At 73.5% G+C, this 22,039-nt stretch carries 19 protein-coding genes; 10 read left to right on the forward strand and 9 right to left on the reverse strand.

The window, feature by feature from the left end:
• On the reverse strand, positions 1-1,443 hold the full coding sequence (locus ACZ63H_RS20190; RefSeq protein ID WP_469866833.1) for an eCIS core domain-containing protein: 1,443 nt from the start codon (positions 1,441-1,443) through the stop codon (positions 1-3).
• 206 nt (positions 1,444-1,649) lie between these two features.
• Positions 1,650-4,469, reverse strand: coding sequence for a M4 family metallopeptidase (locus ACZ63H_RS20195; RefSeq protein ID WP_469866835.1), 2,820 nt, complete (start codon positions 4,467-4,469; stop codon positions 1,650-1,652).
• 440 nt (positions 4,470-4,909) lie between these two features.
• Between ACZ63H_RS20195 and ACZ63H_RS20200 the strand changes: the two genes are divergently transcribed.
• Complete coding sequence (locus tag ACZ63H_RS20200) at positions 4,910-5,308, forward strand: STAS domain-containing protein (protein ID WP_469866837.1); 399 nt, start codon at positions 4,910-4,912, stop codon at positions 5,306-5,308.
• A 68-nt stretch (positions 5,309-5,376) separates the two neighbouring features.
• On the opposite strand, the gene ACZ63H_RS20205 is transcribed toward ACZ63H_RS20200, so the two are convergent.
• Positions 5,377-5,706: an STAS domain-containing protein gene (locus ACZ63H_RS20205; protein ID WP_469866839.1), complete on the reverse strand. Its 330-nt coding sequence runs from the start codon at positions 5,704-5,706 to the stop codon at positions 5,377-5,379.
• A 216-nt stretch (positions 5,707-5,922) separates the two neighbouring features.
• Here ACZ63H_RS20205 and ACZ63H_RS20210 point away from each other — a divergent pair, with 216 nt between their 5' ends.
• The 4 genes from ACZ63H_RS20210 to ACZ63H_RS20225 all read left to right on the forward strand — a co-directional run bounded on the left by ACZ63H_RS20210 (position 5,923) and on the right by ACZ63H_RS20225 (position 9,682).
• On the forward strand, positions 5,923-7,599 hold the full coding sequence (locus ACZ63H_RS20210) for a PP2C family protein-serine/threonine phosphatase (RefSeq protein ID WP_469866841.1): 1,677 nt from the start codon (positions 5,923-5,925) through the stop codon (positions 7,597-7,599).
• Positions 7,596-8,678, forward strand: coding sequence for a cobalamin B12-binding domain-containing protein (locus ACZ63H_RS20215; protein ID WP_469866843.1), 1,083 nt, complete (start codon positions 7,596-7,598; stop codon positions 8,676-8,678). The genes ACZ63H_RS20210 and ACZ63H_RS20215 overlap by 4 nt, the downstream gene beginning before the upstream one ends.
• Positions 8,675-9,067 carry an STAS domain-containing protein gene (locus tag ACZ63H_RS20220; RefSeq protein ID WP_469866845.1) on the forward strand — a complete coding sequence of 131 codons (393 nt, stop codon included), beginning with the start codon at positions 8,675-8,677 and terminating at the stop codon, positions 9,065-9,067. Before ACZ63H_RS20215 ends, ACZ63H_RS20220 begins: the two co-directional genes overlap by 4 nt.
• A 66-nt stretch (positions 9,068-9,133) precedes the next feature.
• Positions 9,134-9,682 carry a cysteine hydrolase family protein gene (locus ACZ63H_RS20225; protein ID WP_469866847.1) on the forward strand — a complete coding sequence of 183 codons (549 nt, stop codon included), beginning with the start codon at positions 9,134-9,136 and terminating at the stop codon, positions 9,680-9,682.
• 159 nt (positions 9,683-9,841) lie between these two features.
• Here ACZ63H_RS20225 and ACZ63H_RS20230 read toward each other — a convergent pair whose 3' ends face one another.
• Positions 9,842-10,522, reverse strand: coding sequence for an NUDIX domain-containing protein (locus ACZ63H_RS20230; RefSeq protein ID WP_469866849.1), 681 nt, complete (start codon positions 10,520-10,522; stop codon positions 9,842-9,844).
• On the reverse strand, positions 10,519-10,902 hold the full coding sequence (locus ACZ63H_RS20235; RefSeq protein WP_469866851.1) for a DUF4406 domain-containing protein: 384 nt from the start codon (positions 10,900-10,902) through the stop codon (positions 10,519-10,521). The genes ACZ63H_RS20230 and ACZ63H_RS20235 overlap by 4 nt, the downstream gene beginning before the upstream one ends.
• Before the next feature lie 48 nt (positions 10,903-10,950).
• Here ACZ63H_RS20235 and ACZ63H_RS20240 point away from each other — a divergent pair, with 48 nt between their 5' ends.
• From ACZ63H_RS20240 to ACZ63H_RS20250, 3 genes are all read left to right on the forward strand, one after another.
• Positions 10,951-11,709, forward strand: coding sequence for a DeoR/GlpR family DNA-binding transcription regulator (locus tag ACZ63H_RS20240; RefSeq protein WP_469866853.1), 759 nt, complete (start codon positions 10,951-10,953; stop codon positions 11,707-11,709).
• 316 nt (positions 11,710-12,025) lie between these two features.
• A complete protein-coding gene (locus ACZ63H_RS20245) occupies positions 12,026-13,099 on the forward strand; it encodes a fatty acid desaturase family protein (protein WP_469866855.1) in 1,074 nt (357 codons plus the stop codon).
• A gap of 227 nt (positions 13,100-13,326) precedes the next feature.
• The gene (locus ACZ63H_RS20250; RefSeq protein WP_469866857.1) at positions 13,327-14,235 is read left to right on the forward strand and encodes a glyoxalase; all 909 of its coding nucleotides are present in this window, start codon (positions 13,327-13,329) and stop codon (positions 14,233-14,235) included.
• 14 nt (positions 14,236-14,249) lie between these two features.
• Here the strand turns inward: ACZ63H_RS20250 and ACZ63H_RS20255 are convergent, their stop codons facing one another.
• Positions 14,250-15,704 carry an alpha/beta hydrolase family protein gene (locus tag ACZ63H_RS20255; RefSeq protein WP_469866859.1) on the reverse strand — a complete coding sequence of 485 codons (1,455 nt, stop codon included), beginning with the start codon at positions 15,702-15,704 and terminating at the stop codon, positions 14,250-14,252.
• A gap of 388 nt (positions 15,705-16,092) precedes the next feature.
• On the opposite strand from ACZ63H_RS20255, the gene ACZ63H_RS20260 reads away from it, so the two are divergent.
• Positions 16,093-16,263, forward strand: a complete 171-nt coding sequence (locus ACZ63H_RS20260) for an SflA family class IV lanthipeptide (protein ID WP_469866861.1) — start codon at positions 16,093-16,095, stop codon at positions 16,261-16,263.
• Positions 16,264-16,265: 2 nt separating this feature from the next.
• On the forward strand, positions 16,266-18,809 hold the full coding sequence (lanL, locus tag ACZ63H_RS20265; protein WP_469866863.1) for a class IV lanthionine synthetase LanL: 2,544 nt from the start codon (positions 16,266-16,268) through the stop codon (positions 18,807-18,809).
• A 113-nt stretch (positions 18,810-18,922) separates the two neighbouring features.
• Here the strand turns inward: lanL and ACZ63H_RS20270 are convergent, their stop codons facing one another.
• The 3 genes from ACZ63H_RS20270 to ACZ63H_RS20280 form a co-directional block, all read right to left on the reverse strand.
• Positions 18,923-19,906 carry a carbohydrate kinase family protein gene (locus ACZ63H_RS20270; RefSeq protein ID WP_469866865.1) on the reverse strand — a complete coding sequence of 328 codons (984 nt, stop codon included), beginning with the start codon at positions 19,904-19,906 and terminating at the stop codon, positions 18,923-18,925.
• Between the two features lie 109 nt (positions 19,907-20,015).
• Positions 20,016-21,239 (reverse strand): methionine adenosyltransferase, encoded by a 1,224-nt coding sequence (gene metK / locus ACZ63H_RS20275; protein ID WP_469866867.1) that lies wholly within the window; start codon positions 21,237-21,239, stop codon positions 20,016-20,018.
• 157 nt (positions 21,240-21,396) lie between these two features.
• Positions 21,397-22,038, reverse strand: a complete 642-nt coding sequence (locus ACZ63H_RS20280; RefSeq protein WP_469866869.1) for a class I SAM-dependent DNA methyltransferase — start codon at positions 22,036-22,038, stop codon at positions 21,397-21,399.
• Between the last annotated feature and the right edge of the window lies 1 nt (position 22,039).

Below are 22,039 nucleotides of genomic sequence, written 5' to 3' on the forward strand. Positions count from 1 at the left end.
TTACACGAGCTTCCGGCGGCCGGTTTCCCCTCGCAGTGCGCCCACGTTGATCGGCTGGAGGATGACGGTGATCGCGCCGACCGAGAAGTGCCGCACCGGACCGCCGGTGTTCCGCCCGTGGAAGCTGTGCGGCAGCGCCTGTCCGTTGGTCGGGTCCGTGCCCGACGTATACATGTCGACGATACCCTCGTGCCCCTGGCGGGCCCGTGCGTCGTTGCCGTCCGCGGCCTGCTCCACGGTGATGCGGTCGTCACCGTCCTCGGCGACCACGGCCGCCACGTGGTACGGCCACCCGCTGGCGTTGGCGGGCCGCTCGTAGTCCCCGTGCCACGCGGTCTCCACGATGGCGAACGCCTGGCCGGGGGCCGGCCGCTCCTCGCCGTTGGCGTGGGGGCCGCCCGGCCTGGCGTTCGCGTACGCCGTGGCGCCCTCCGCGTTCTCCCTGTCGCCCAGGCCGAACTGGTTTCCCCCCAGGACGAATTCACTGGCGTCCTGCCCCAGGGCCAGCCGCTGCTGGTGCATGATCTCCTCGGCGGTGTGGGCGCAGTCCGCGAGGAAGGACGTCTGCGGTTCGTACTCCGTGTACACGCGCCCCTCGATCTCCCCGCTTTCCCCGGTCGGCCTGCAGTACCGGGGCGCGGGGGCACCCTCCGCGACCCAGAGGACGGTGGCGTCCGCCCCCGGAGTGACGGTCATGAGATACAGCCGGTTCTCCGAGAACCGTGCGCGCCCCAGCTCCACGGTGGTGACCTCGGTGAAGCGTTGGAGGGCCGTCGCGTCGGCGCCGTGCGCGGTGTGCCGGGCGACGGCGCCGGCTTCCCGCTGCACGGGGGCGCCCTGGGCGCCCGGATGGTTCCCGGCGGTCTGCTCGGGGGACCGCCTCATCACCCGTACCGCGTTGGCCTCGGCCGCGCGCTCGAAGCGGTCGCCGGGGTCGGAGACGCTCAGCCCCGCCCCGTTGTCCGTACCGGCCACCGGGCCCTGGCGCTGCTGGATGACGTGCGTCAGCTCATGGGCGAGGGTGTGCTTGTCGCCGCCTCCGTCGCCGATCACGACATGGCTGCCGGAGGTGTACGCCCGTGCCCCCACCTCGGCGGCGGAGGCACGCGCCGCGGAGCCGGTGTGCAGGCGGACGTCGGAGAAGTCGGCGCCGAGACGGGACTCCATCTCCCGGCGCAGCGGCTCGTCCAGCGGCTTTCCCGGCGCGCGCAACACGTCGTGCACGGCGGAGCGTTGCACCGGCTCCGCCGTGGGCTGCCGGTGGCCGCAGTCCGCGTCGTGCCGGTGCCCGTCCTGCTGGAGCATGCGGACGACGGCGGCGTTGCCGGCGGTGCGCTGCAGCTTGAGCAGCGCACCGGGCACCCGCCCCTTGGGCCGCGCGGCCGCGCTCTGGGCGGGGCTGTGCGGCTGCTTCTCGCTCTTCATCGGCTCTTGCGCGCGCATGAGGTTCCGATCGTCGGGCCGGCCGTTTCGCTGTGGTCTCCTGCATACCCGGTGCGGAGGGTCGTGGGTGAGGGGCGTACGGGCACGATGCGGTGCCCGTAAGGGCAGACTTCCGGCGCGGCCCCTTCGGCGTCCGGTTGCCCGCGCCCCGCGCGGGGCCGGCCGTTACGGGGGCGGGGCGGTTTCCCCGCCCCGCCCCCGGCCGGTCAGCCGCAGCGGCCGGCCGGCCGGTCGCGGGTGACCACGTCCATGGTGCCCGTCGTGGAGTCCAGCCAGACCGTCCGGCTGCCGGCGACCGCCGCGGGGTGGGTCTGCGCGCCGCGGTTGCACGAGACACGGCCCTTGTAGGTCCCCGGCGCGCCGGGGACACCGGCGCTCGCGAACTGGTGCAGCTTGGGAGACGCCTCGTTGGTGAGGCCGCCGTCCGGATCGTAGGCGAGGACCGTGGCGCTGTCCTCCGAGACGGTCAGGTCGTAGGCGTACAAGGCGTCCGGGCCGGACTCCGGGCTGAGGTCGACCGCGTCGGAGCCGTCGAGGGCGGCGCGCCGCAGGGCCGTCCTGGCCCCCGTCTCCTCGTCCGTGCCGGACAGCAGCCAGAAGAGGTGCGTGCCGTTGACCGCCGTCGGGCCGAGGCTCACCGTGTTCGGGTACTCCTGGACCACCGTGGACCGGCCCGTGGCCACGTCGACGACGGTCATCCGCCACTCGTACACGGCGCGCGTGAGCGCCACGCGCTGCCACACGCGGAAGAAGACCTTGCCGTCGCTGACCGAGGGCGCGTACGCCCGCCGGTAGGTGCCGCCGCCGAACGTGACGACCTCCGCCGGGTTCCTCAGGCTCAGGTAGGCCACCGCCGACCGTCCGCCCACGTTCGCGAAACTGAAGGTGACCACGTCGCCGTCGACGTCCGTGACGCTTCCCCCGCTGCGGCCGGACCACAGCTTCTTCACCGGGCCGCCCGCGAGGGGCCTGGCGAGGACCTCCACACCGCCGGGGCCGTACGCCTGCCACACCACCGTCTTGCCGTCGGTGGCGGGATTGACGTGGTAGCGGCCGTCGTTGGGACTCATCAGTCTGGGCTGGGACCTGCCGTCCGCGCGTCCGGCCCACACGGAGTACGCCTCGGTGCCGTCCTCGTTGGACTTGGCGGCCGTCCACCAGCCGCCGCCGGCGCCCAGGCCGGTGCCGGTGGTGTTGATCCGGTCGAGGAGCGGCTCGGAGTCCGCGCCGAGCGCCAGTTCCCAGCCGGGCACGATGCCGTGGGCCGTGAAGGCGCGGCGCAGTGTCCTGAGTTCGTTCGCCGTGGCGCCCATGTCCTTGGCGGCGGCGAGGACGGCGGCCCGGCCCTCGGTGAAGCCGTCGAGCGGGGTGAGGTACTCGGTCAGCGCCCGGTAGACGATCCGGTCGGCGAGATCGGCGCCCAGGCCTTCCCTCGCGTCCCAGAGGGCGCCGCCGAAGATCGTCGCGTTGTGGTGGACGCCGCCGTTGTCGTTGAGGAAGTCCAGGCCGAGGAACGAGCCGGCGGTGGTGCGTCCGTCCCCGAGGTCGCGCACGGCGCAGTCACGCGGGCTCCTGGTCCGGCACAGGCGTTCACCGACCAGGCCGGAGTCCGGGTCGTCGGCGGGGAGGCCGTACACGTCCGCCTCGATGGCATTGCCGAAGTAGTCGGCGATGGCCTCGTTCATCGCCCCGGACTGGCCGGCGTAGACCAGGTTCGCCGAGTGCTCGATCACCCCGTGCGTCATCTCGTGCCCGACGACGTCCAGGGCGGCGGACAGCGGCAGGTACTCCTCGTCGCCACCGCCGTAGACCATCTTCTGCCCGTCCCAGAAGGCGTTGACGTACGGCTGCCCGTACTGGGTGACGCCCACCAGCGAGTTGATGCTCATGCCGCGGCCGTCGAGGCTGTTCCTGCCGTGCCGGTCCCGGTAATAGTCGAACACCCGCGCGGCCGCCCAGTGCGCGTCGACGCCGCCGCTCTCGGTGACCTCGGCACCGAACTCCTTGGCCGGGGAGGAGAATTCCGCCAGTCCCTGGGGCCACTGGCCGCTCACGTCGCCGACCGTCAGGTCCCGTGCGTCGTAGGTCGCCAGGAAGCGGGCGGTGTCTTCCTCGTCGGGAATGCGGTCGTCGTCGCGCAGCAGGTAGAGGCCGCGTTCCTCGTCGCGGACGATGCCCAGGCCGACCGTCGTGCCGTCGAGCCTGACCCCGCTGCCCTGTTCCCCGCGCAGCGGGGCCGACGGCTGGCCCGGGTCCGCCGCCGCGGCGTCCCGGGCGGGGGTCCGTGCCTCGAGCCGGTCCGGGGCACCGAACGTCTTGATACCGCCGTACTGCAGGAGCGGGTAGCCCGCGTGGGCGTCCACGTACACCTCCTGCAGCACGGGGGTCCCGTCGGCGGGGTCGGCACCGTGGACGGTGACGTGCCGGGTGAGCACGCCGGTGCCCCTGGGGACGACGACCAGTCCGTGGTCGGTGCCGCGCAGCGGGGACTCCTCCTCCTCGCCCTCGCGCGGCGCCTTGGCGAGACGCCGTCCGTCGAGGTCGTCGAGGACCCGGGAGACGGCCCGCTCGACGGCGAGCTCCCCGTCGATCTCGGCCGTCGTCCCGGTGGTCAGGCCGATGAAGTACTTGCCCGAGGTGCCGGTGACGACCCGTTCGCCGTCCCGCCGTTCCATCCGGACGACGTACTGGCCGCCCAGCACCGGCACGCCGCGGTGACGCTGCTGGAGCCGGACGGTCTCCCGCCCCCTCGACGTGGTGACGCCCCCCGGCACCAGGTCGCGCGCCGCGTGGGATATCCGGTACCGCTCGCGCTTGCCGTCCAGGTAGGCGCGGGCGGCGTCCGCGGCGCCGCCCGCGGCGGGTGCCGGCTCCCGGATGCCCCGCACCAGGGCCGGGGTGTCCGTGTCCGATGCGGCGACCACCTGCTCCGGCGCCCGCGGGGGCGCCGTCCCGGTCACGGCTACGGCGGGCATCGCCGCTACGACGAGTGCGGCGACGCCCGTCAGCGCCGCCGCACCGGTCATGCCCCGCAGCCGCGCTCCGCGGCCGCCCTCGCGCTCTCTTCGCCCTGCTCTGCTCCCCGCTCCCGCGTGGTGACGCACCGTTTCCAACCCCCCACTCGTCGGTGGCGCCGGAAGCCCGACGCCCCCGGCAGTACGTCATCGAAACGGGGACGGGACGGGACGGCAATGAGGACGGGGCGGCGGACGTCGAGATCCGGCCGACGAGCGAAGCGCGCCCGGACGGCGCCGGCCGGGGGCCTCGCGAGCACGCCCGCCGCCGCCCGGGCCGCGCGGCACCGGCCGGTCCTCCGCCGGGGCCGGGGAGCCGTGCCCGGTCGCCCCGCGGATGACCACGCCTGCACGCGGGCCGACCCGGGTATGCGTGGCTGTGAGGTGTTCCGGGGTCGGGGCGAGTCCAATTACGGCTAAGGTGCTGCACACGGCGCGAGGAAGGACGGTAGATGACGTTCCAGATCATCGACCAGGATGCGAATCTGTCCGTGGTGGCCCTTCCCGATGTGGTCGATCTCTTCACCAGCGCGGGCGTCCGCGCTGCGGGTGAGGCACTCGTGGACAGCGGCTGCCGCTACCTCGTCCTCGACACCGCACCCGTCACCTGCATCGACTCCACGGGCATCACGGTCCTCGTGTCCTTCTGGCAGCGCCTCGCCCGCACGGGCGGCGCCCTGGTCCTCACCGTGCCCGACAAGCACCTGCGCAGGCGCCTGGACGTTCTCGGCCTGGACCTGGTCTTCACCATCACGACGACGCTCGACGAAGCCGTCGTCCAGGCTCGTCGGCTGCGCGCCTACCAGGGCCGGCACCATCCGCACACCGGAACGGGCATCGAGATCGCCTGACCCGCCGGCCGCCCGGGGGCCGACCGCCCCGCTCCCGGCCGGGCACAGGGCCGGCCGGCGCCCGCGTGTCAGTCCGGTGCGTCGCTGTCCGGGCGCCGGGTGATGTCGATGGCGGTGTTCAGTCCCATGCGGGTCAGCAGGCGGTGGATCCGGCTGTCGACGCCCGAGAGAGCCGAGGAGCCCTCCAGCGCGTCGAGACGTCGGTACCAGATGACGAGCGCGGTCAGACCCGTGGAGTCCAGGTACACGGTGTGCGAGGCGTCCAGCGTCAAGTGGCGGCAGCCTTCGTCGATGATCCGGTCGACCACGGCGCGCAGGGCGGGGACGGAGTGCAGGTCGAAGGCTTCGGGGAGGACGACGGTGACGCGGTCGCCGGTGCGTCGGACGATGGGGAGCACCGCTGTACCTTTCGCAGCACCGGCCGGGGTGGCGCGCGACGGAGCGCCGGGCCGGATGGTCAGGTTACCGGTGCGGACATGCCGAATGCGGCGTTTACGCATGGCTTTCCCGGCAAGGTTGCAACGACGGGGGTCGATGAGGGACGGTTGCCGGAGGACATCTATTTCCTTGTGACAGGAAGGTGGTGAGGTGCGCACGGCGCGTGCCTTCCGATTGTGACTGCTTCCCGCGGTTCTGCCGCCCGGCCCCCCGACGTCGATCCGACGATCGGTGTGACGTGGGCCGATGCTCCCTTCCCCGTGCTCGTCGCCGATCGGCACGGCGGCCTGGTACGGATCAACGAGGCCGCCCGGCTGCTGCTGCACGACGCCGGGGACGGCGACCGGCTGCACGAGCGGGTACCGTCCTGGCTCTCGGACGCCCACCGGCGGCTGTGCGACGGCGTACCCCGCACCGGCGGGGCCGGCCCACTGACAGGTTCCGTCAACGGCCGGTTCTTCGAGGCGCATCCGACCGTGGCGGGGGAGGACCATGTGGTGTGGTGGCTGGTCGACGGCACCGACCGCCGGCTGGCCGAGACCGCGTTGAGCGACGCGCAGACCCGCTCCGCGGTTCTCGCGGAGGTCTCCGACGCGTTGCTGTCCACGCTCAACGTGCCGCGCTGCATGGAAGTCGCCTCCTCCCTGGCCGCACGGCACCTCGCCGAGGCCGCGGTGGTCATCGCCCCGCCCCGGGGCAACCAGTACCTGCTGACGCATGCCTGCCGGGGCGGGTCCGTCGACCAGACCACGCGGGCGATCGACGTGTCGGGTGTGCCCGGGCTCAGCGAGGCGTTGCAGGGCTTCCCGCCCGTGCCGGCCCGGTGGATAGACCCCGCCGGCCTGCCGGGCTGGGTGGTGCCGGACGGTTTCACCGGCGCCGTCGGCTCGGTGATCGTCACCCCCCTGCCCGGCCATGGAGTGCCCGCGGGTGCGCTGATCCTGCTGCGCTCCGGCACCGAGCGCGCCTTCACGGACGGTGAGGAGGTCTTCGCCCGCTTGTTCGCCGCCCGGGCCGGTGCCGCCCTGTCCGCGGCCCGCCTGTACGCCGAGCAGGCGACCATCACCGCCACGCTGATGAACGATCTGCTCCCGCCGGCGCTGACCACCGTGCACGGCGTCGACTACGCCGGCGGCTACCGGGCCGCGGAAGACCACGAGCGGGTCGGCGGCGACTTCTACGACGTGCACCCCGGCGCCGACCCGTCGCAGGAGACGCTGGTCGTGCTCGGTGACGTCGCCGGCAAGGGCCTGGAGGCGGCGGTCCTCACCGGAAAGATCCGCAACACCCTGCACGCCCTGCTCCCGCTGGCCGAGGACCACCAGCGCGTGCTCGGCCTGCTCAACGGCGCTCTGCTCTCCTCCCACCACACGCGTTTCGCCACGCTCGTACTCGCCTCCGTCCGCCGCCGGGGCAGCCGGGCGCAGCTGCGCCTGACCAGTGCGGGACACCTGCCGCCGCTGATCGTCCGGGCCGACGGCACGGTCGAGGAGACGGCCACCCGCGGCACCCTGATCGGTGCGCTGCCGAACGTCACCGCACGGACGGTCACCACCGTGCTCGGCCCCGGGGAGACGTGCCTGCTGTACACCGACGGCATCACGGAGGCCCGCGGCGGCCCGCTGGGCGACGACCTCTTCGGCGAGGCCCGCCTCAAACGCGCGCTCGCCGAATGCGCGGGACTGCCGGCGGAGGCGGTCGTGGAGCGGGTGCGGATGCTGGCCGCCCAGTGGCTGGGCAGCACAGGACACGACGACATGGCCGTGGTCGCCATCAGCGCCCCCAGACACGGCCCCTTGGCCATCGTCAACGACCGCGCCGACGGCACGGACACCAGGAGGAAGCAGCAGTGAGTCATGCCGGTGCGGCAGCCGATTGCGCCGAGCGGCTGTGGCAGGCCGTGGCCGACGGGGACGAGCGCACGGCCGCCGCGGTCGTCCACGCGGCCCTGACCGACGGCGTGGGGGAGGAGAGCCTGCTCCTCGACGTGGTCGCACCGGTGCAGGAGAGGATCGGTGCCGAATGGGCCGCCGACCGCATCACCGTCGCCCAGGAGCACGCCGCCACCGCCATCAACGAGCGGATCATCGCCTCGCTCGCCCACCGACGCGACGGACGCGGCACGCCTCACCGGGGCCGGGTGACCGTCGCCTGCGTCGACGGCGAGTGGCACGCCTTCCCCGCCAGGCTCGTCGCCGAGGTCCTGTCCCTGCACGGCTGGCGGATCGACTACCTCGGCGCTCAGACGCCCACTCCGCACCTGGTCGCCCACCTGCATCGCACCAACCCCCGCGCCGTCCTGCTCTCCGGTTCGATCCCGACCCACCTCCCGGCCGCTCACGCCGCCATCACCGCCTGCCAGGCCATAGGCGTCCCCGTCCTGGCCGGCGGCGGCGCCTTCGGCCGGGACGGCCGCTACGCCCGCCTTCTGGGCGCCGACCGGTGGGCGCCCGACGCCCGGGGCGCGGTGGCCATCCTGGCCGAGGGACCGACGCGGCCGGACCCCTCGGCGATCCGGCAGGCGGTGGACGACCTGCCGCACCTGGCCGATCAGGAATACACCATGGTCGTCCAGTCCCGGCACCAGCTCGTCAAACAGACCCTGCGCGACCTGGAGAACCGATTCCCCCCTGCGCGCGGATACAGCGACGCCCAACGCGAACGCACCGCGGAGGACCTCGCCCACATCATCGACTTCCTCGCCACCTCCCTTTACATCGACGACCCCGACCTGTTCACCGCATTCCTCACCTGGACCGCCGACATCCTCACCGCCCGGCACGTCCCCGCCCGCTCCCTCGTGGCGGGACTGGACATCCTGGCCGATCAGCTGCGCGACTTCCCCCGCGCCACCCGGCTGATCCGTCAGGGCACCGCGGCCCTGCACCGGCACTCCGCCCGCCCGGCCCCCGGCCCCGGAGCCCGCGCATGACCCAGCCGCCCACCGAATTCAGCGCCACGGTCCACCACGAGCACTCCACCCCGACCGTGCACACGGCCGGCGAGCTGGACCACCACACCAGCGACCGCCTGATCGACACGGTGACCGCCTACCTGGCGACGCGGCGGACGCCGCCGCGCCACGTCCGACTCGACTTCGCGGCCCTGACCTACATCGACTCCTCCGGGCTGTCCGCCCTGCTGATGATCCACCGCCGCGTCGGCGCGCTCGGCGCGACCCTGCACCTGGACAACCGGCCGGACTTCCTCGAGCGCATGCTCGACCTCACCGACGTCCTCGACCACCTCACCGCCCCGCCGGACCACGCCCAGGACACGCGGGCCGAGGGCGGCGGTCGCACCGAGGCGGGCATCACCTGAGCAGGTTCCCGCCGCCGACCCGGACGAACGGCGGGGACACGCGTGCAATCTGGGAACCCGGTGGTCGTGAGTAAAACTGCACTGCTGGTCATCGACATGATCAACACCTACGACCACAAGGACGCCGACCTGCTGCTTCCCTCGGCCCGGACGGTGGTTCCGGCCGTTGCGGACCTCTTGCGGCGCGCGCGGGACCTCTCGGCACCGGTGATCTATGTGAACGACAACTTCGGCGAGTGGCGCTCGCATCACGGTGAGTTGCTGGAGGAGGCCCTGAACGGTCCGCACGGCTGCCTGGTGGACCCCCTGAGGCCCGACGAGGACTCCCTCTTCGTCCTCAAGGCCCGCCATTCCGTCTTCTTCGAGACCCCCCTCGAATACCTGTTGCGGCAACAGGACATCGAGCAACTGGTCCTCACCGGCCAGGTGACCGAGCAGTGTGTGCTCTACTCGGCGCTCGACGCCCACATCCGCCACTTCGAGGTGATCGTTCCCAAGGACGCCGTGGCGCACATCCACGAGGACCTCGCGCAGGCCGCGCTGCGGATGATGGAGCGCAACATGGGCGCACGGGTGTGCACGAGCGCGGACCTGTGGAGCCGGCCGGACCCGTGACCCTTCGGGGCGGCCGGGCCCCGGGGTGATCGCGGAACCCGAGCGGCGAAGCCGGGGGGCATCCCCCCGGCCCGGCACCCCGGGGCGACCCCCGGAACACGTCGGTGGAGCGGCCGACGAACTCTGAACCGCGCTACCCGGTGCACCGTGCGGTGTTCCCTACCCCGCGCGGGTTCCGCCGGGGGCGAAGGGGCCGTGCAGGGCCGCCCATTGCAGGAGCAGGATGGTCTTGCCGTCGATGATGCGTCCGTCGCGGGTCATGGCGAGGGCCTCGGCGAAGGGGAGTTCGAGGACCTCGATGTCCTCGCCGTCCTCCTCGAGTCCGCCTCCGGCGCCGGTCCGGTCGGCCGGGGTGTAGGGGGCCGCGAAGAAGTGGAGGCGCTCGGTGACGGAGCCGGGGCTCATGTAGGCATCGAGGACGTGGGTGAGCGGGCCGAGGGTGACGCCGAGTTCCTCGGCGCTCTCGCGGCGGACCGCGGCGGGCGGATCGTCGGCGTCGAGCAGTCCCGCCGCGGCTTCGACGAGCATGCCGTCGGGGTGGTCGTTGACGTAGGCCGGGTAGCGGAACTGGCGGGTGAGCAGGACGCGGCCGCGTCCGGTGTCGTAGGGCAGGACGACCGCGCCGTCGCCGCGGTCGTAGGTCTCGCGCTGCTGGGTCTCCCACCGTCCGTCGCGGCGCCGGTAGTCGAAGGTGGTGCGACGCAGGACGTGCCAGCCCCGGGAAGTGAGTTCCACGTCGCGAACCCGGACGCCGGGGTTGCGGTCCAGGCCGCGCCCGGCCTGGTCGAGACCGGTGCGGCCGCGGTGGTCGGGGGCGTCGATGCCGGGGCGGCCCGTCACGCGGTCCCCCGCGGGGTGCGGCGGGGAATCCCGGTCACGTCGTGGTAGACGGGCAGGCCGCGGCGGCGGGCGGTGGCGACGTCCTGGTCGGCGCCGGCGGAATCGCCGGGCAGGCGCAGCACGGCGTCGCAGTGGGCGAGCAGGCGGTCGGCGGCCGGATAGAGCACGCGGTCGGCGAGGGGATCGGTGGGACCCGCACCGGCGGATCGGAGGACGGGCAGGGCGATCCACTCCCCGATCACGGGGAGGTGGCCCGCGGCGAAGACGGGCCAGGCGGCGGCTTCGAGGCGGGCGAGGTTGGCGGCCATGACCCGCGGATCGCCGTTGGTGCCGGAGCGGTAGGGGCCTGCGATCAGGACGAGCAGGGGAGGGGTGGTCATGGGCGCTAAGATACATGCAAGAACGTGCAACAATGGGAAGGAACGTGGATGCTGCCTGCGGAACGACGCGATCACCTGCTCGGTCTGCTCGCCCGCAAGGGAAAGATCGTGGCCAAGGACGTCGCCGCCGACCTGGGAATCTCCGAGGACAGCGTGCGCCGCGATCTGCGCGACCTCGCCGCCGAGGGCCTGTGCCAGCGGGTCTACGGCGGCGCGCTGCCCGTCTCCCCGGCGGTGGTGGACTACGACGCACGGCAGACCGTGGCCCCGGACAGCAAACAGCGGGTCGCTTCGGCGGCGGCCGGACTGGTGCGGCCGGGCGGAACCCTGATTCTCGACGGTGGCACCACCGCCCTCGCCGTCGCCCGTGCCCTCCCGAAGGATCTGGCCTGCACCGTGATCACCCACAGTCCGACGGTCGCCGTGGCACTGCTCGACCACCCGCGGGCGGAGCTTCACATGCTCGGTGGGCGCGTCTTCAAGCACTCGGCGGTCGCGTGCGGTGCCACCGCGGTCGAGGCCGCGCAGAACGTCTCCGCCGACCTGTGCCTGCTCGGCGTCACCGGCGTGCACCCCGAGGCCGGACTGACCACGGGAGACGCCGAGGAAGCGGCGATGAAGCGGGCCCTGTCCGCGCGGGCCGCGGACACCTACGTCCTCGCCTCCTCGGAGAAGATCGGCACGGCCTCGCGGTTCCGGGTCCTGCCCTGGGAGAAGATCAGCGGACTGATCACCGACGCGGATCCCCACGACACGGTCATCGAGCAGCTCCGAGTGCTCGGCGTGGAGGTCCTGGCAGCCGGCTGACGGCCGGACCGGGGCGCGGTCCGGCGTGCACACGGCGGAGCGTCACCGGCCGCGCCGCACCGGAGCCTGCCCGGTGTGCGCCCGGCAGCCCGCCGCCCACTGGGCCGGCGGCTCCGTTGCCGGGTCGTGCGCCGCCTCACGTGTGAGCGACGCGCTCGGACCCCTCGCCGGGCGCCGCCCCGCCGTCTGCGGTGAACGCGCAGGCCGGAGGGGCAAGGGGGTGACACCACCCCGGGCGGACCTGGGGGAATCCCCCGCCCCGATGCGGTACCTGGCAGGCTGTCCCGCGCGGGCGGGCTTGCCGAGACTCGACGGTATGACGACTTCCCCGCAGATCGCGGACCCGACCACCACACCTGCCGGTCCTTCCCTTCTTACCGGAGCCGGGAGTGACTTCGCCCGGCTGTCCCGGCGCATCGCCGAGGCGGGACTGATGCGGCGCCGCCCCGGCTACTACGCGGCACGGCTCGGACTGGTCGTCACACTGACGGCGGCCGGCTGGGGCGCCTTCCTCGCGCTCGGGGACACCTGGTGGCAGCTGACGGTGGCCGCCTTCCTCGCGCTGATGTACGGCCAGACCGCCCTCGTCGCACACGATCTGGCGCACCGTCAGGTGTTCCGGCGCGGCCGGCCGAGCCGGACATGGGGCCGGCTCTTCGGCAACCTGGGGATCGGCATGAGCTACGGCTGGTGGATGAACAAGCACACCCGCCACCACGCCAACCCCAACCACGAGGAACTGGACCCGGACGTCGCCCCGGACATCCTGGTGTGGTCCACCGCCCAGGCCCGCGACAGCCGGGGCCTGGCCCGTCTCATCGGCGGCCACCAGGCGTGGCTGTTCTTCCCGCTGCTGACGCTGGAGGGCTTCAACCTGCACGTCGCGAGCGTGCGGGCACTGCGCTCACCGTCCATGAAGCACCGCGGGCTGGAGGCCGGACTGCTCCTCCTGCACCTCGCGGCCTATGCCTCGGCGCTGTTCCTGGTGCTGCCGCCCGGCAAGGCGGTCGCGTTCCTCGCCGTGCACCAGTGCCTCTTCGGCGTCTACCTGGGCTGCACCTTCGCCCCGAACCACAAGGGCATGCCCACGTTCCGCGGCGGCGAGCGGCCCGACTTCCTGCGCCGCCAGGTCCTCACCTCCCGCAACGTCCGCGGGGGCCGGCTCGTCGACGTGCTGCTCGGCGGACTCAACTACCAGATCGAGCACCACCTCTTCCCGGGCATGCCCACCCCGCATCTGCGCCGGGCCCAGGTCATCGTGCGCGCCTACTGCGCCGAGCTCGGTGTGCCGTACCACGAGACCGGTCTGATCCGCTCCTACCGCGAGGCCCTCGCACACCTGCACCGCGTGGGAGAACCGATCAGGCGGCAGCGCCGGACGGCCCCCTGACCGTGGCACCGTGCCACGGTCAGGACGACCCGACCGGGAGTCGTGATCACCGGGCCCCACCGCCCGCACCCGGGACGCGGACGAGGCCCCACGGCCGACCGCGGCGTCCCCGCTTCCGGGGCGGGGCCCGTTCGCTGACGCGCAACACCTGTGGCGCTGCCGGCACACTCCGCCCCGGCCCCGTTCCTTACCGTTCGGTTCACCTGCCTCGACGGAAAGGGACGGCAATGAAGCGCAAGGCGATGGCATGGGTGATTCCCGCGTTACTGGTGGCAGTGAGCGTGGTGGGTTCCGGGGCGCCGTCCGCGGCCCGGAACGAGCGGGCGGCCGCGACCACGGCGGTCGGCCCCCAGTACGACACCACGCACGTCTACGTCACCCCGGGCGACGTGGACGGGTTCGTCGCGAGCTGGGTCGCGACCTTCGGCGGCACCCACACCGCGAAGGTCGTCACGACCGTCACCCCCACGCCCAGCAGTACCGAGTCCGAGCTGGTTCTCTCGCCCGTCGGCACCCTGTCCGTCTTCGACTTCAAGACGCCCGTGCCGTATCCGTTCGGCACCGAGCGGACGGGCTGGCTCGTGCGCGACCTCGACCTGGGCGTCCGGCGGGCCCGTGAGAGCGGGGCGCACGTCGTCGTGGCACCCTTCGACGATCCCATCGGGCGGGACGCGGTCGTGCAGTTCCCCGGCGGTGTCGACGCCCAGCTGTACTGGCACACCAAAGCCCCGTCGTACGCGCCGTTGGAGACCGTGCCGGACAATCGCGTCTACCTGACGCCCGACTCGGTGGACGGGTTCCTCGGCTCCTACCTCCGGTTCACCGGGGGCCGGATCGTCTCCGACCGGCGGTCGGCGGACGCCGGCGACATCGGGCTGCCCGGGCGGACGTACCGGCGCATCGCCCTGCGTTCCCCGTTCGGCAGCACCGTCGTCAGCGTCACCGACGGTCACCTTCCCTATCCGTTCGGCCGGGAGACCACCGGCTACGCGGTGCACGACCTCGCGGCCACCCTGCGCAGGGCCGAGGCGGCGGGCGCGAAGGTGCTGTGGGGGCCCTACTCCGCCGAGGGCCGCTCCACCGCGACGGTGCGGTTCCCGGGTGGATACGTCGCCGAACTGCACGCGACCCGCTGACACCGGCCCGCCGGTCAGCGGCCGGCGTCCGGGTGGTGGACGCCGAGGTCGCCGTAGGCCGCCAGTACGCTGGGCAGGTCACCGGGTGCGTGCCGCAGGGTGGTGTCCAGGAAGGCGAGCGTGGCCGCGGCGACGACACGCGGGCTTCCGGTGCGGCCCAGGGAGCCGGTTATCGAGGGCACGGGCGGCAGGTACAGGGGGCCGTCCATGAAGGTGAGGTGTGCGGCACCGGGGATGGTGAGCCGGTAGCTCGTCGCGGTGCCGGACTCGAGTGCCTTGTCGAGCCGGGGTAGGTAACGCGGGTCGGTATCGGGGGTGATGGCCGCGGTGAGCGCGAGCGCCGGCCGGCGCAGCGAGGGGGAGACGGGGCCGTGGGGGAAGCCGTCCAGATCGACGACGGCGTCGAACCGGCGGTCCTGCCGGGCCGCCTGCAGGGCGGCGGCACCGCCCATGGAGTGGCCGGTGACCGCGACCCGACCGGTGTCCAGGCGCCCGGTCAGCGGCCCGGCGATCCCGCCTCGGTCCAGACGCTCCAACTGGGTGAGGACGAACCGGAGGTCGGCGGCCCGGACAGCCGTCCAGCCGACCGCCAGCTTGTCGTCCTCGTCCCGGTCCCCGGTGGAGGAGGTCCTGGAGCGGACCGTCCGGCCGTCGGCGAGGACGACGGCGGCGGAGTCGTACGGGTGGTCGAGGGCGGCGACCACATAGCCGTGACTGGCCAGTTCCTCCGCCCACGCGGTGTTCTGGGTGCGCACCCCGCCCGACCCGGGAGAGAACAGCACGACGGGGAACCGCCCGCCCCCACCGGCCACCGGGGCGTTGAAGACCGCACGAGTGCGGGCACGCGGCACGCCGTCCACCAGGAAGCCGGGCAGACCGACCGCGCGGGCGAGGGCACCGGCAACGGTGCGCGCCTCGTGTTCCGTACGGCCGAGGTACTGGGCCCGCCGCGCGCCGGCGGGGCTCTGCTGCGCGGGGTACCAGAGCTGGACCACGACCGTGCGCCGGTCGTGCGGGTCGGCGGTGAAGCTCTCGGGGCGGCGCGCATCGGTCCACTGCACCACGCGGGTGCCGACCGCGAAACGGCCCGACGGCTCGGGGAACACGGGCACGGGAAAGGCCCAGGCGGCCACCGGACCCGTGGCGATCAGTCCCGCGCAGGCCACCGACCCGGGCAGCGCCAGCCACCATCGGGCCCGCCACGCCGGCCGGCCGGTACGGCGCCGCAGCAGGGGAGAGAGCGCGAACGGCAACGCGACGGCGCCGCCTGCCAGTACCGGGAGCATCTGCCAGCGGAGTCCCACCGCGCTCAGCCCGATCGCGGACAGCACGAGCACCGCCCCCGCCGCGATCGTGACGCGCGGGCGGGCGCCGGGGGGAAGCCAGCGTGCCGTCACCAGCGCGACGGCGCCCAGCAAGGCGAGGATTTCCAGAGGGGACACGTACAGCCCCGCGATGATCTCGGTCACCCGGCCATCCTCGGGGCGGGGAACGCGGCACCGCATCGGCCCAGGGTCGCCCTCGCATCCGACCGGAGTCGCAATCCGGGGCGTGCCCGCTGTACGACCGGAGTCGCATGCGGGCGGCTCGCCGGTGCGACCGGAGTCGCAACCGGGCACGTCACGTGAACGGCCGCTCAGCGCGCGGACGGTGGCGGCGGGACTCCTCGCGGGCTGCGGGGTGGCCCGGGCGAGGGCGGCACGTCCCGGCGGCGGCCTGGCGAGCGGTTCTCCCGACCCCTTGTCAGTAAGTGCGCCCCTGCCTACCTTTGTGCAGCGAGTCCTTGGCCAGGGGGCCCACCGGCCCACGTCGGTCATTGCCTGCTCCCGAGCGCACGACACACCATGGAGGCGCCACATGCCCACAGCCGTGCAAGCCGACGGAATACGCGACGCGGGCCCACTGGAGATCGACGACGAGGCGATCGTGTTCGAGGACGACGACCGCGACCACCTCGACCCCACGGCGTGTCTCGCCGACCCCTGGGTGACCGCCACCACCCGCTTCGCCTGTGACCTGAACTCGTAGCGGTGGCCGTCTCCGTCGCCGGCCGCAGCGGTGGGTCCGACGACACGTGGTCGTACCTGAACGATCCGCGCATGCCGGCGATGGAACACGGCTGGAAGCTGCACGTCTCGGCGCGTCCCGGCGACCTCGACGCCGTGATACGGCTCGTCCTGCCGGTGCTGTCCCGGCACGTCTGCCACGCTAAGTTCGCCCGGGACCCGGACACGCTGCGCCGCCTGAACTCCGGGGAGGCGGGCGCCGGAGCCGTCGGCAAGGCGATCACCGTCTATCCCGCGGCCGGCACCGTGGTGGAGGTCGCCCGGGAACTCGCCGCCGTACTGCGTGACCGGGAGGGTCCGCGGGTCGTCAGCGACCGGCGGGTCGATCCGCGGGCTCCGGTCTACTACCGTTACGGCCCCTTCACGGGCGACTACCGGACCGGCCGGGGCGGTCGGCTCGAATCCGTCATGACCGGACCGGACGGCCGCGTCTTCGACGGCCTGGCCGTCGGCCGCTACCGATGCCCGCCCTGGGCCGAGGACCCCTTCGCGGTCCGCTCCGGACCCGGACCCGAGCCGTCCCCGCCCGGCTTCGGCGGCGGACGCTACACGATCACCGCGGGCATCGCGCGCGCACCCCGCGGCAACGTCTACCGCGCGGTCGACCGCACGTGCGGGCGGCCGGTGGTGGTCAAACAGGCGAGGGCCTTCGTGGGCGAGGACGAATCCGGAACGGACGCCCGCCACCGGCTGCGCAACGAACGTACGGTCCTCACCGCCCTCGACGGCGTCACGGGCGTGCCCCGCGCACTGGACTACTTCGCCCACCAGACGGACGAGTACCTGGTGATGAGCGGCTGCGGCGACCGGAACCTGCGCGGGGACGTCCTGCGGAACGGCCCCTACCGGGACGACGGCACCCGGCCGGCGCGCGCCCTGTCCGTCCTCGCCGCCCGGCTCTTGCGCGTCCTGGACGCGATCCACGGCCGGCACGTCGTCGTCCGCGACCTCAAGCCCGACAACGTCGTGCTCGACGACTCGGACCCCGGCCGCTGCCACGTCATCGACTTCGGGATCAGCGAATGGAACGGCACCGGCCCCGGAGGGGCGACCCCCGGGTACAGCGAGCCGGTGCTGCGCGCGACCGGACCGGCCGCTCCCGCCGACGACTACTACGCCCTCGGGGCGACCCTCTACTTCGCCGCCACCGGCATGGACCCGGTGATCGTCGACGCCGACCACGGGGTCAACCGGGACCGGACCCTGGCCTGCCTGGCACGGGCACTGCCCGGGCGCGCCCACCGGAGGATCCGGTCGTCGGTCACGGGCCTCCTGAGCTTCGACCCGGCCGTACGGACCGCCGCCGCCCACCGGCTGCGCACCGGCACGGCCGGAACCGCGCACCGGCCCGCGCGCCCCCGGATCGACGACGACCTGCTGGACGAGATCATCGAGCACACGACCGCGTTCTGCGTCCGTGAGGCGCACGCGATCGTGGACCCGGTACGGGCCGCGCGGCTGAACGTCCCCACCTCGATCGACGTCTACGGCGGCAGTTCGGGACTCGGACTGGAACTCCTCCACCACGCGCACCGGCCCCCGGTGCGTTCGGCCGTCACCGCGTTGGCGCGGTGGACGGCGGATCAGTCCAGGAACCTGCCGCCCGGCTTCTACACGGGGCGCACCGGCGTCGAACTCTTCCTCACGGAGGCGGGGGTGACGACGGGCGCGGCCTCGGACGCGTGGTCCGCCCACCCCGGCCTGCCGGACCGCGCACCGGACGGCGGACCACCGGAGGCGGAGCTGATCGCGGGCGCCGCCGGAATCGGCCTCGGCCGGTTGCTGCTCGCCCGGCACGCCCTTCGGGCCGGTCACCGGCACGCGGCGGACCGGCACCTCGCCGTCGCCGCCGGCTGTGACCGGATGCTGGCGTCGGGCACCGCCCGGCTGGCCCCGACCGGTTCGGACAGGGCCGGCGACGCCGCGCTCCGCGAGGGCATCGCGCACGGTGAGGCGGGTGTCGCCTGCTTCTTGCTCGCATACGGCGGCGTGACCGGGGACCCGGACGCGATCAGCCGCTCGGCGAAGGCCGCCGCGCGCCTGGCGGCCGTGACACCGGACGTCATCGCGGCGGCCGCCGAGCCGGGGGCGACACGCCGCTACGGCTCCTGGTGCCGGGGCCTCGCCGGTATCGGGACCGTACTCGTCCGGGCCGCCGAACGCCTCGACGAACCCGGGTACCTCGACCTCGCCCAGCGGGCCGCCCGCGCCTGCGCCGCACTGGCACCGCGGATGCCGCTGGTCACGCAGTGCTGCGGACTGGCCGGGGTGGGCGAGCTGATGGTGGACGTCGCGGAGGCGAGCGCGTCCGAGGAGTTCCGGGACGCGGCCGAGACCGTCGCCCTGCTCATCCTGGCCCGCAGCGGCGGCACCTGGTCCCGGCCCGTGTTCCCGGACACGACTCTCGCCCGGCCGAGTGCCACCTGGGCCGGCGGTTCCGCGGGCGTGCTGGCCTTCTTCAGACGACTGCGCGACCGGGGCGGTCCGCGGCTCGGCCTCGCCGCCTGACCGCTGCCACCGCCGGCACGGCCGACCCGGACTGTTCCCGGCGCCGGCCGTGGCCGGTGGGGCGAGTCGGGCCCGGCGGACGGCCGCTCACCCGCCGGTCCGCGACGTCGTGCTCACGGCACCGGGACGAGGCGCGGCTCGGCCGCGCGGGCCGCCTCGCTGCCGTAGGCCCGGTCGATGCGGGCGACCAGGTCGGACGGGATCAGCTTGTACTCCTGGGTGCCGACCGACTCGAGCACGGTGGTGGCCAGGGCGCAGCCGAGCCGGGCGGCCTGCTCCCGGGGCCACCGCCACGCCGTGCCGGCGAGGAATCCGCAGCGGAAGGCGTCTCCCGCCCCCGTGGGATCGGCGATGTGGTGCGTGGCCACGGCCGGTATCCGCACGGCCGGTGCTCCCGCCCCGGCCAGGGACACGCCGTCCGCGCCCAGGGTGGTGATCCAGGTGCCGACCCGGCCGAGCACCTCCCGCTCGGTCCAACCGGTACGTTCCTGGAGCAGGGCGGCCTCGTACTCGTTGGTGAACAGCCAGCGCGCGCCGTCGACGAGCCGGCGCGCCTGCTCCCCGTCGAGGCGCGCGAGCTGCTGCGAGGGGTCGGCGGCGACCGGGATGCCGAGCCGGTGCGCCGTGGCGGTGTGCCGGAGCATGGCTTCGGGGTCGTCGGCGCCGACCAGGACCAGGTCGGGCCGGCCGGCGCGTTCGGCGACGGCGGCGAGGTCGATGCGGGCGGCGGTGGCCATGGCGCCGGCGTAGAAGGTGGCGATCTGGTTCTGGTCCCGGTCGGTGGTGCACACGAAGCGCGCGGTGTGTGCCCGTTCGTCGATGCGGACCCCGGACGTGTCGACGCCGTGGGTCCGCAGCCAGGCGCCGTACTCGGCGAAGTCGGCACCGGCCGCGCCGACGAGCAGCGGGTGGAGGCCCAGCAGCCCGAGGCCGAAGGCGATGTTGGCGCCGACGCCGCCCCGGCGCACCTCCAGCCGGTCGGCGAGGAAGGACAGGGAGACGTGTTCCAACTGCTCGGTCAGCAACTGCTCGGCGAAGCGGCCGGGGAACTCCATGAGGTGGTCGGTGGCTATCGAGCCGGTCACGGCGATACGCATGGGCAGCACTCCTTGGACCCGGGGCCCGGGACGTGGAAGAAGGGGACGGCCGGCGGCGCGCGGCGCGCGCCGCCGGCCGTGGTGCCGGGGGCGGGCCGGCGCTCGGCCGTCAGCCCGCCGCCACCGCCTTGCGCAGGGCGTCGGCCCGGTCGGTGCGCTCCCAGGTGAAGTCCGGCAGCTCGCGGCCGAAGTGGCCGTAGGCCGCGGTCTGGGCGTAGATTGGCCTGAGCAGGTCGAGGTCCCGGACGATCGCGGCCGGACGGAGGTCGAACACCCGGGTGATGGCGGCCTCGATCCGCTCGACGGCGACCGCGTGGGTGCCGAAGGTCTCGACGAGCAGGCCCACCGGCTCGGCCTTGCCGATGGCGTACGCCACCTGGACCTCGCAGCGCTGGGCGAGTTCGGCCGCCACGACGTTCTTGGCGACCCAGCGCATCGCGTACGCGGCCGAGCGGTCCACCTTGGAGGGGTCCTTGCCCGAGAAGGCGCCGCCACCGTGGCGGGCCATGCCGCCGTACGTGTCGATGATGATCTTGCGGCCGGTCAGGCCGGCGTCGCCCATCGGGCCGCCGATCTCGAAGCGGCCGGTGGGGTTCACGAGCAGCCGGTGGCCCCCGGTGTCCAGCTTGATCCCGTCGTCGGCGAGCCCCGCGAGGACGTGCTCGACGACGTGCAGCCGGATGTCGGGGGTGAGCAGCCCGTCCAGGTCGACGTCCCCGGCATGCTGGGTGGACACGACGACCGTGTCCAGGCGCACCGGCTGGCTGCCGAGGTACTCGATGGTGACCTGGGTCTTGCCGTCGGGACGCAGGTAGGGCACGGTGCCGTTCTTGCGGACCTCGGTGAGCCGTCGCGACAGGCGGTGGGCCAGTTCGATCGGCAACGGCATCAGGCCGGGCGTCTCGGTCGTCGCGTAACCGAACATCAGGCCCTGGTCGCCCGCGCCCTGCAGGTCCAGTTCGTCGGCCGGTGTCCCGCCCGCGTCCCGGAGCCGGGTCTCCCAGGCCCGGTCGACGCCCTGGGCGATGTCCGGGGACTGGGCGCCGATGGACACCGAGACGCCGCAGGAGGCGCCGTCGAACCCCTTGGCCGAGGAGTCGTAGCCGATGTCGAGGATCTTGTGGCGCACCAGGGAGGCGATGTCGGCGTAGGCGGAGGTGGTCACCTCGCCGGCGATGTGTACCTGGCCGGTCGTGATCAGCGTCTCGACGGCGACGCGCGAGGCGGGGTCCTCGCGCAGCAGCGCGTCGAGGATGGTGTCGCTGATCTGGTCGGCGATCTTGTCGGGGTGTCCCTCGGTCACGGACTCCGAGGTGAACAGGGTGCGGGACATGGCACTCCAGGTCTGGTGGGTGGGCGCGCGGCGGGCGTGCCGTGACGGAGCGGTGCGTCCTTCGGGCGGAACGGGTGGGGCGTGTGGCGCGCCGGGCGGGGCGTGTCCGGTGACGGCGGGTGCGCCCCGCCCGTGGGGTGCCGGGCCGGTGGCCCGGTCAGCGCGCCGTCGTGCGGAAGACCCAGTAGTCGGCGGGCTCTTCGGCGATGTAGTGGGCGTTCGCCAGCCGGAAGTCCAGGTGGGCCCGTTCCCGGATCTCGGGGGACAGGGCGAAGTCCGCGAAGCCCGTCTCCTCGGCGTAACTGGCGCGGGTGGTGACCACGATCAGCCCGCCGGGCCGGGCGTACTCGAGGAGCGTGAGCAGTGCCGTCGGACGCACGTGCCCGAGGGTGAAGACACCGCTGCTGACCACGATGTCGTACTGGCCCAGGCGGTCGTCGCGCCGCGGCACCGAGAGGTCCACGCCGCCGTACACCTTCCGGTACGCGCGGGTCCTGACGGCCTCGGCGGCCATGTTCTCCGACAGGTCGACGCCGTCGACGACGTAGGTGCCGAGCCGGCTCAGGAACGCGCCGACCAGGCCGGTGCCGCAGCCGGCGTCGAACACGGTCGTCTCCGGTGCGCCGTAGGCGGAGGCGAGCAGGTGTACGAGGTTGGCCGCGATCCGCGGTGCCACCCACTGCTGGTCGGCCAGGTCCACGTCGTACCGGGACGCCCAGTCCTCGTAGTAGTTCTTGAGTCCGGGCGCGTCGTCGAAGAAGACGTGGGACTGCTTGACGTTGGTGAAGGAGTTGCTCATG

This window comes from Streptomyces sp. NPDC104831 (assembly GCF_055583025.1).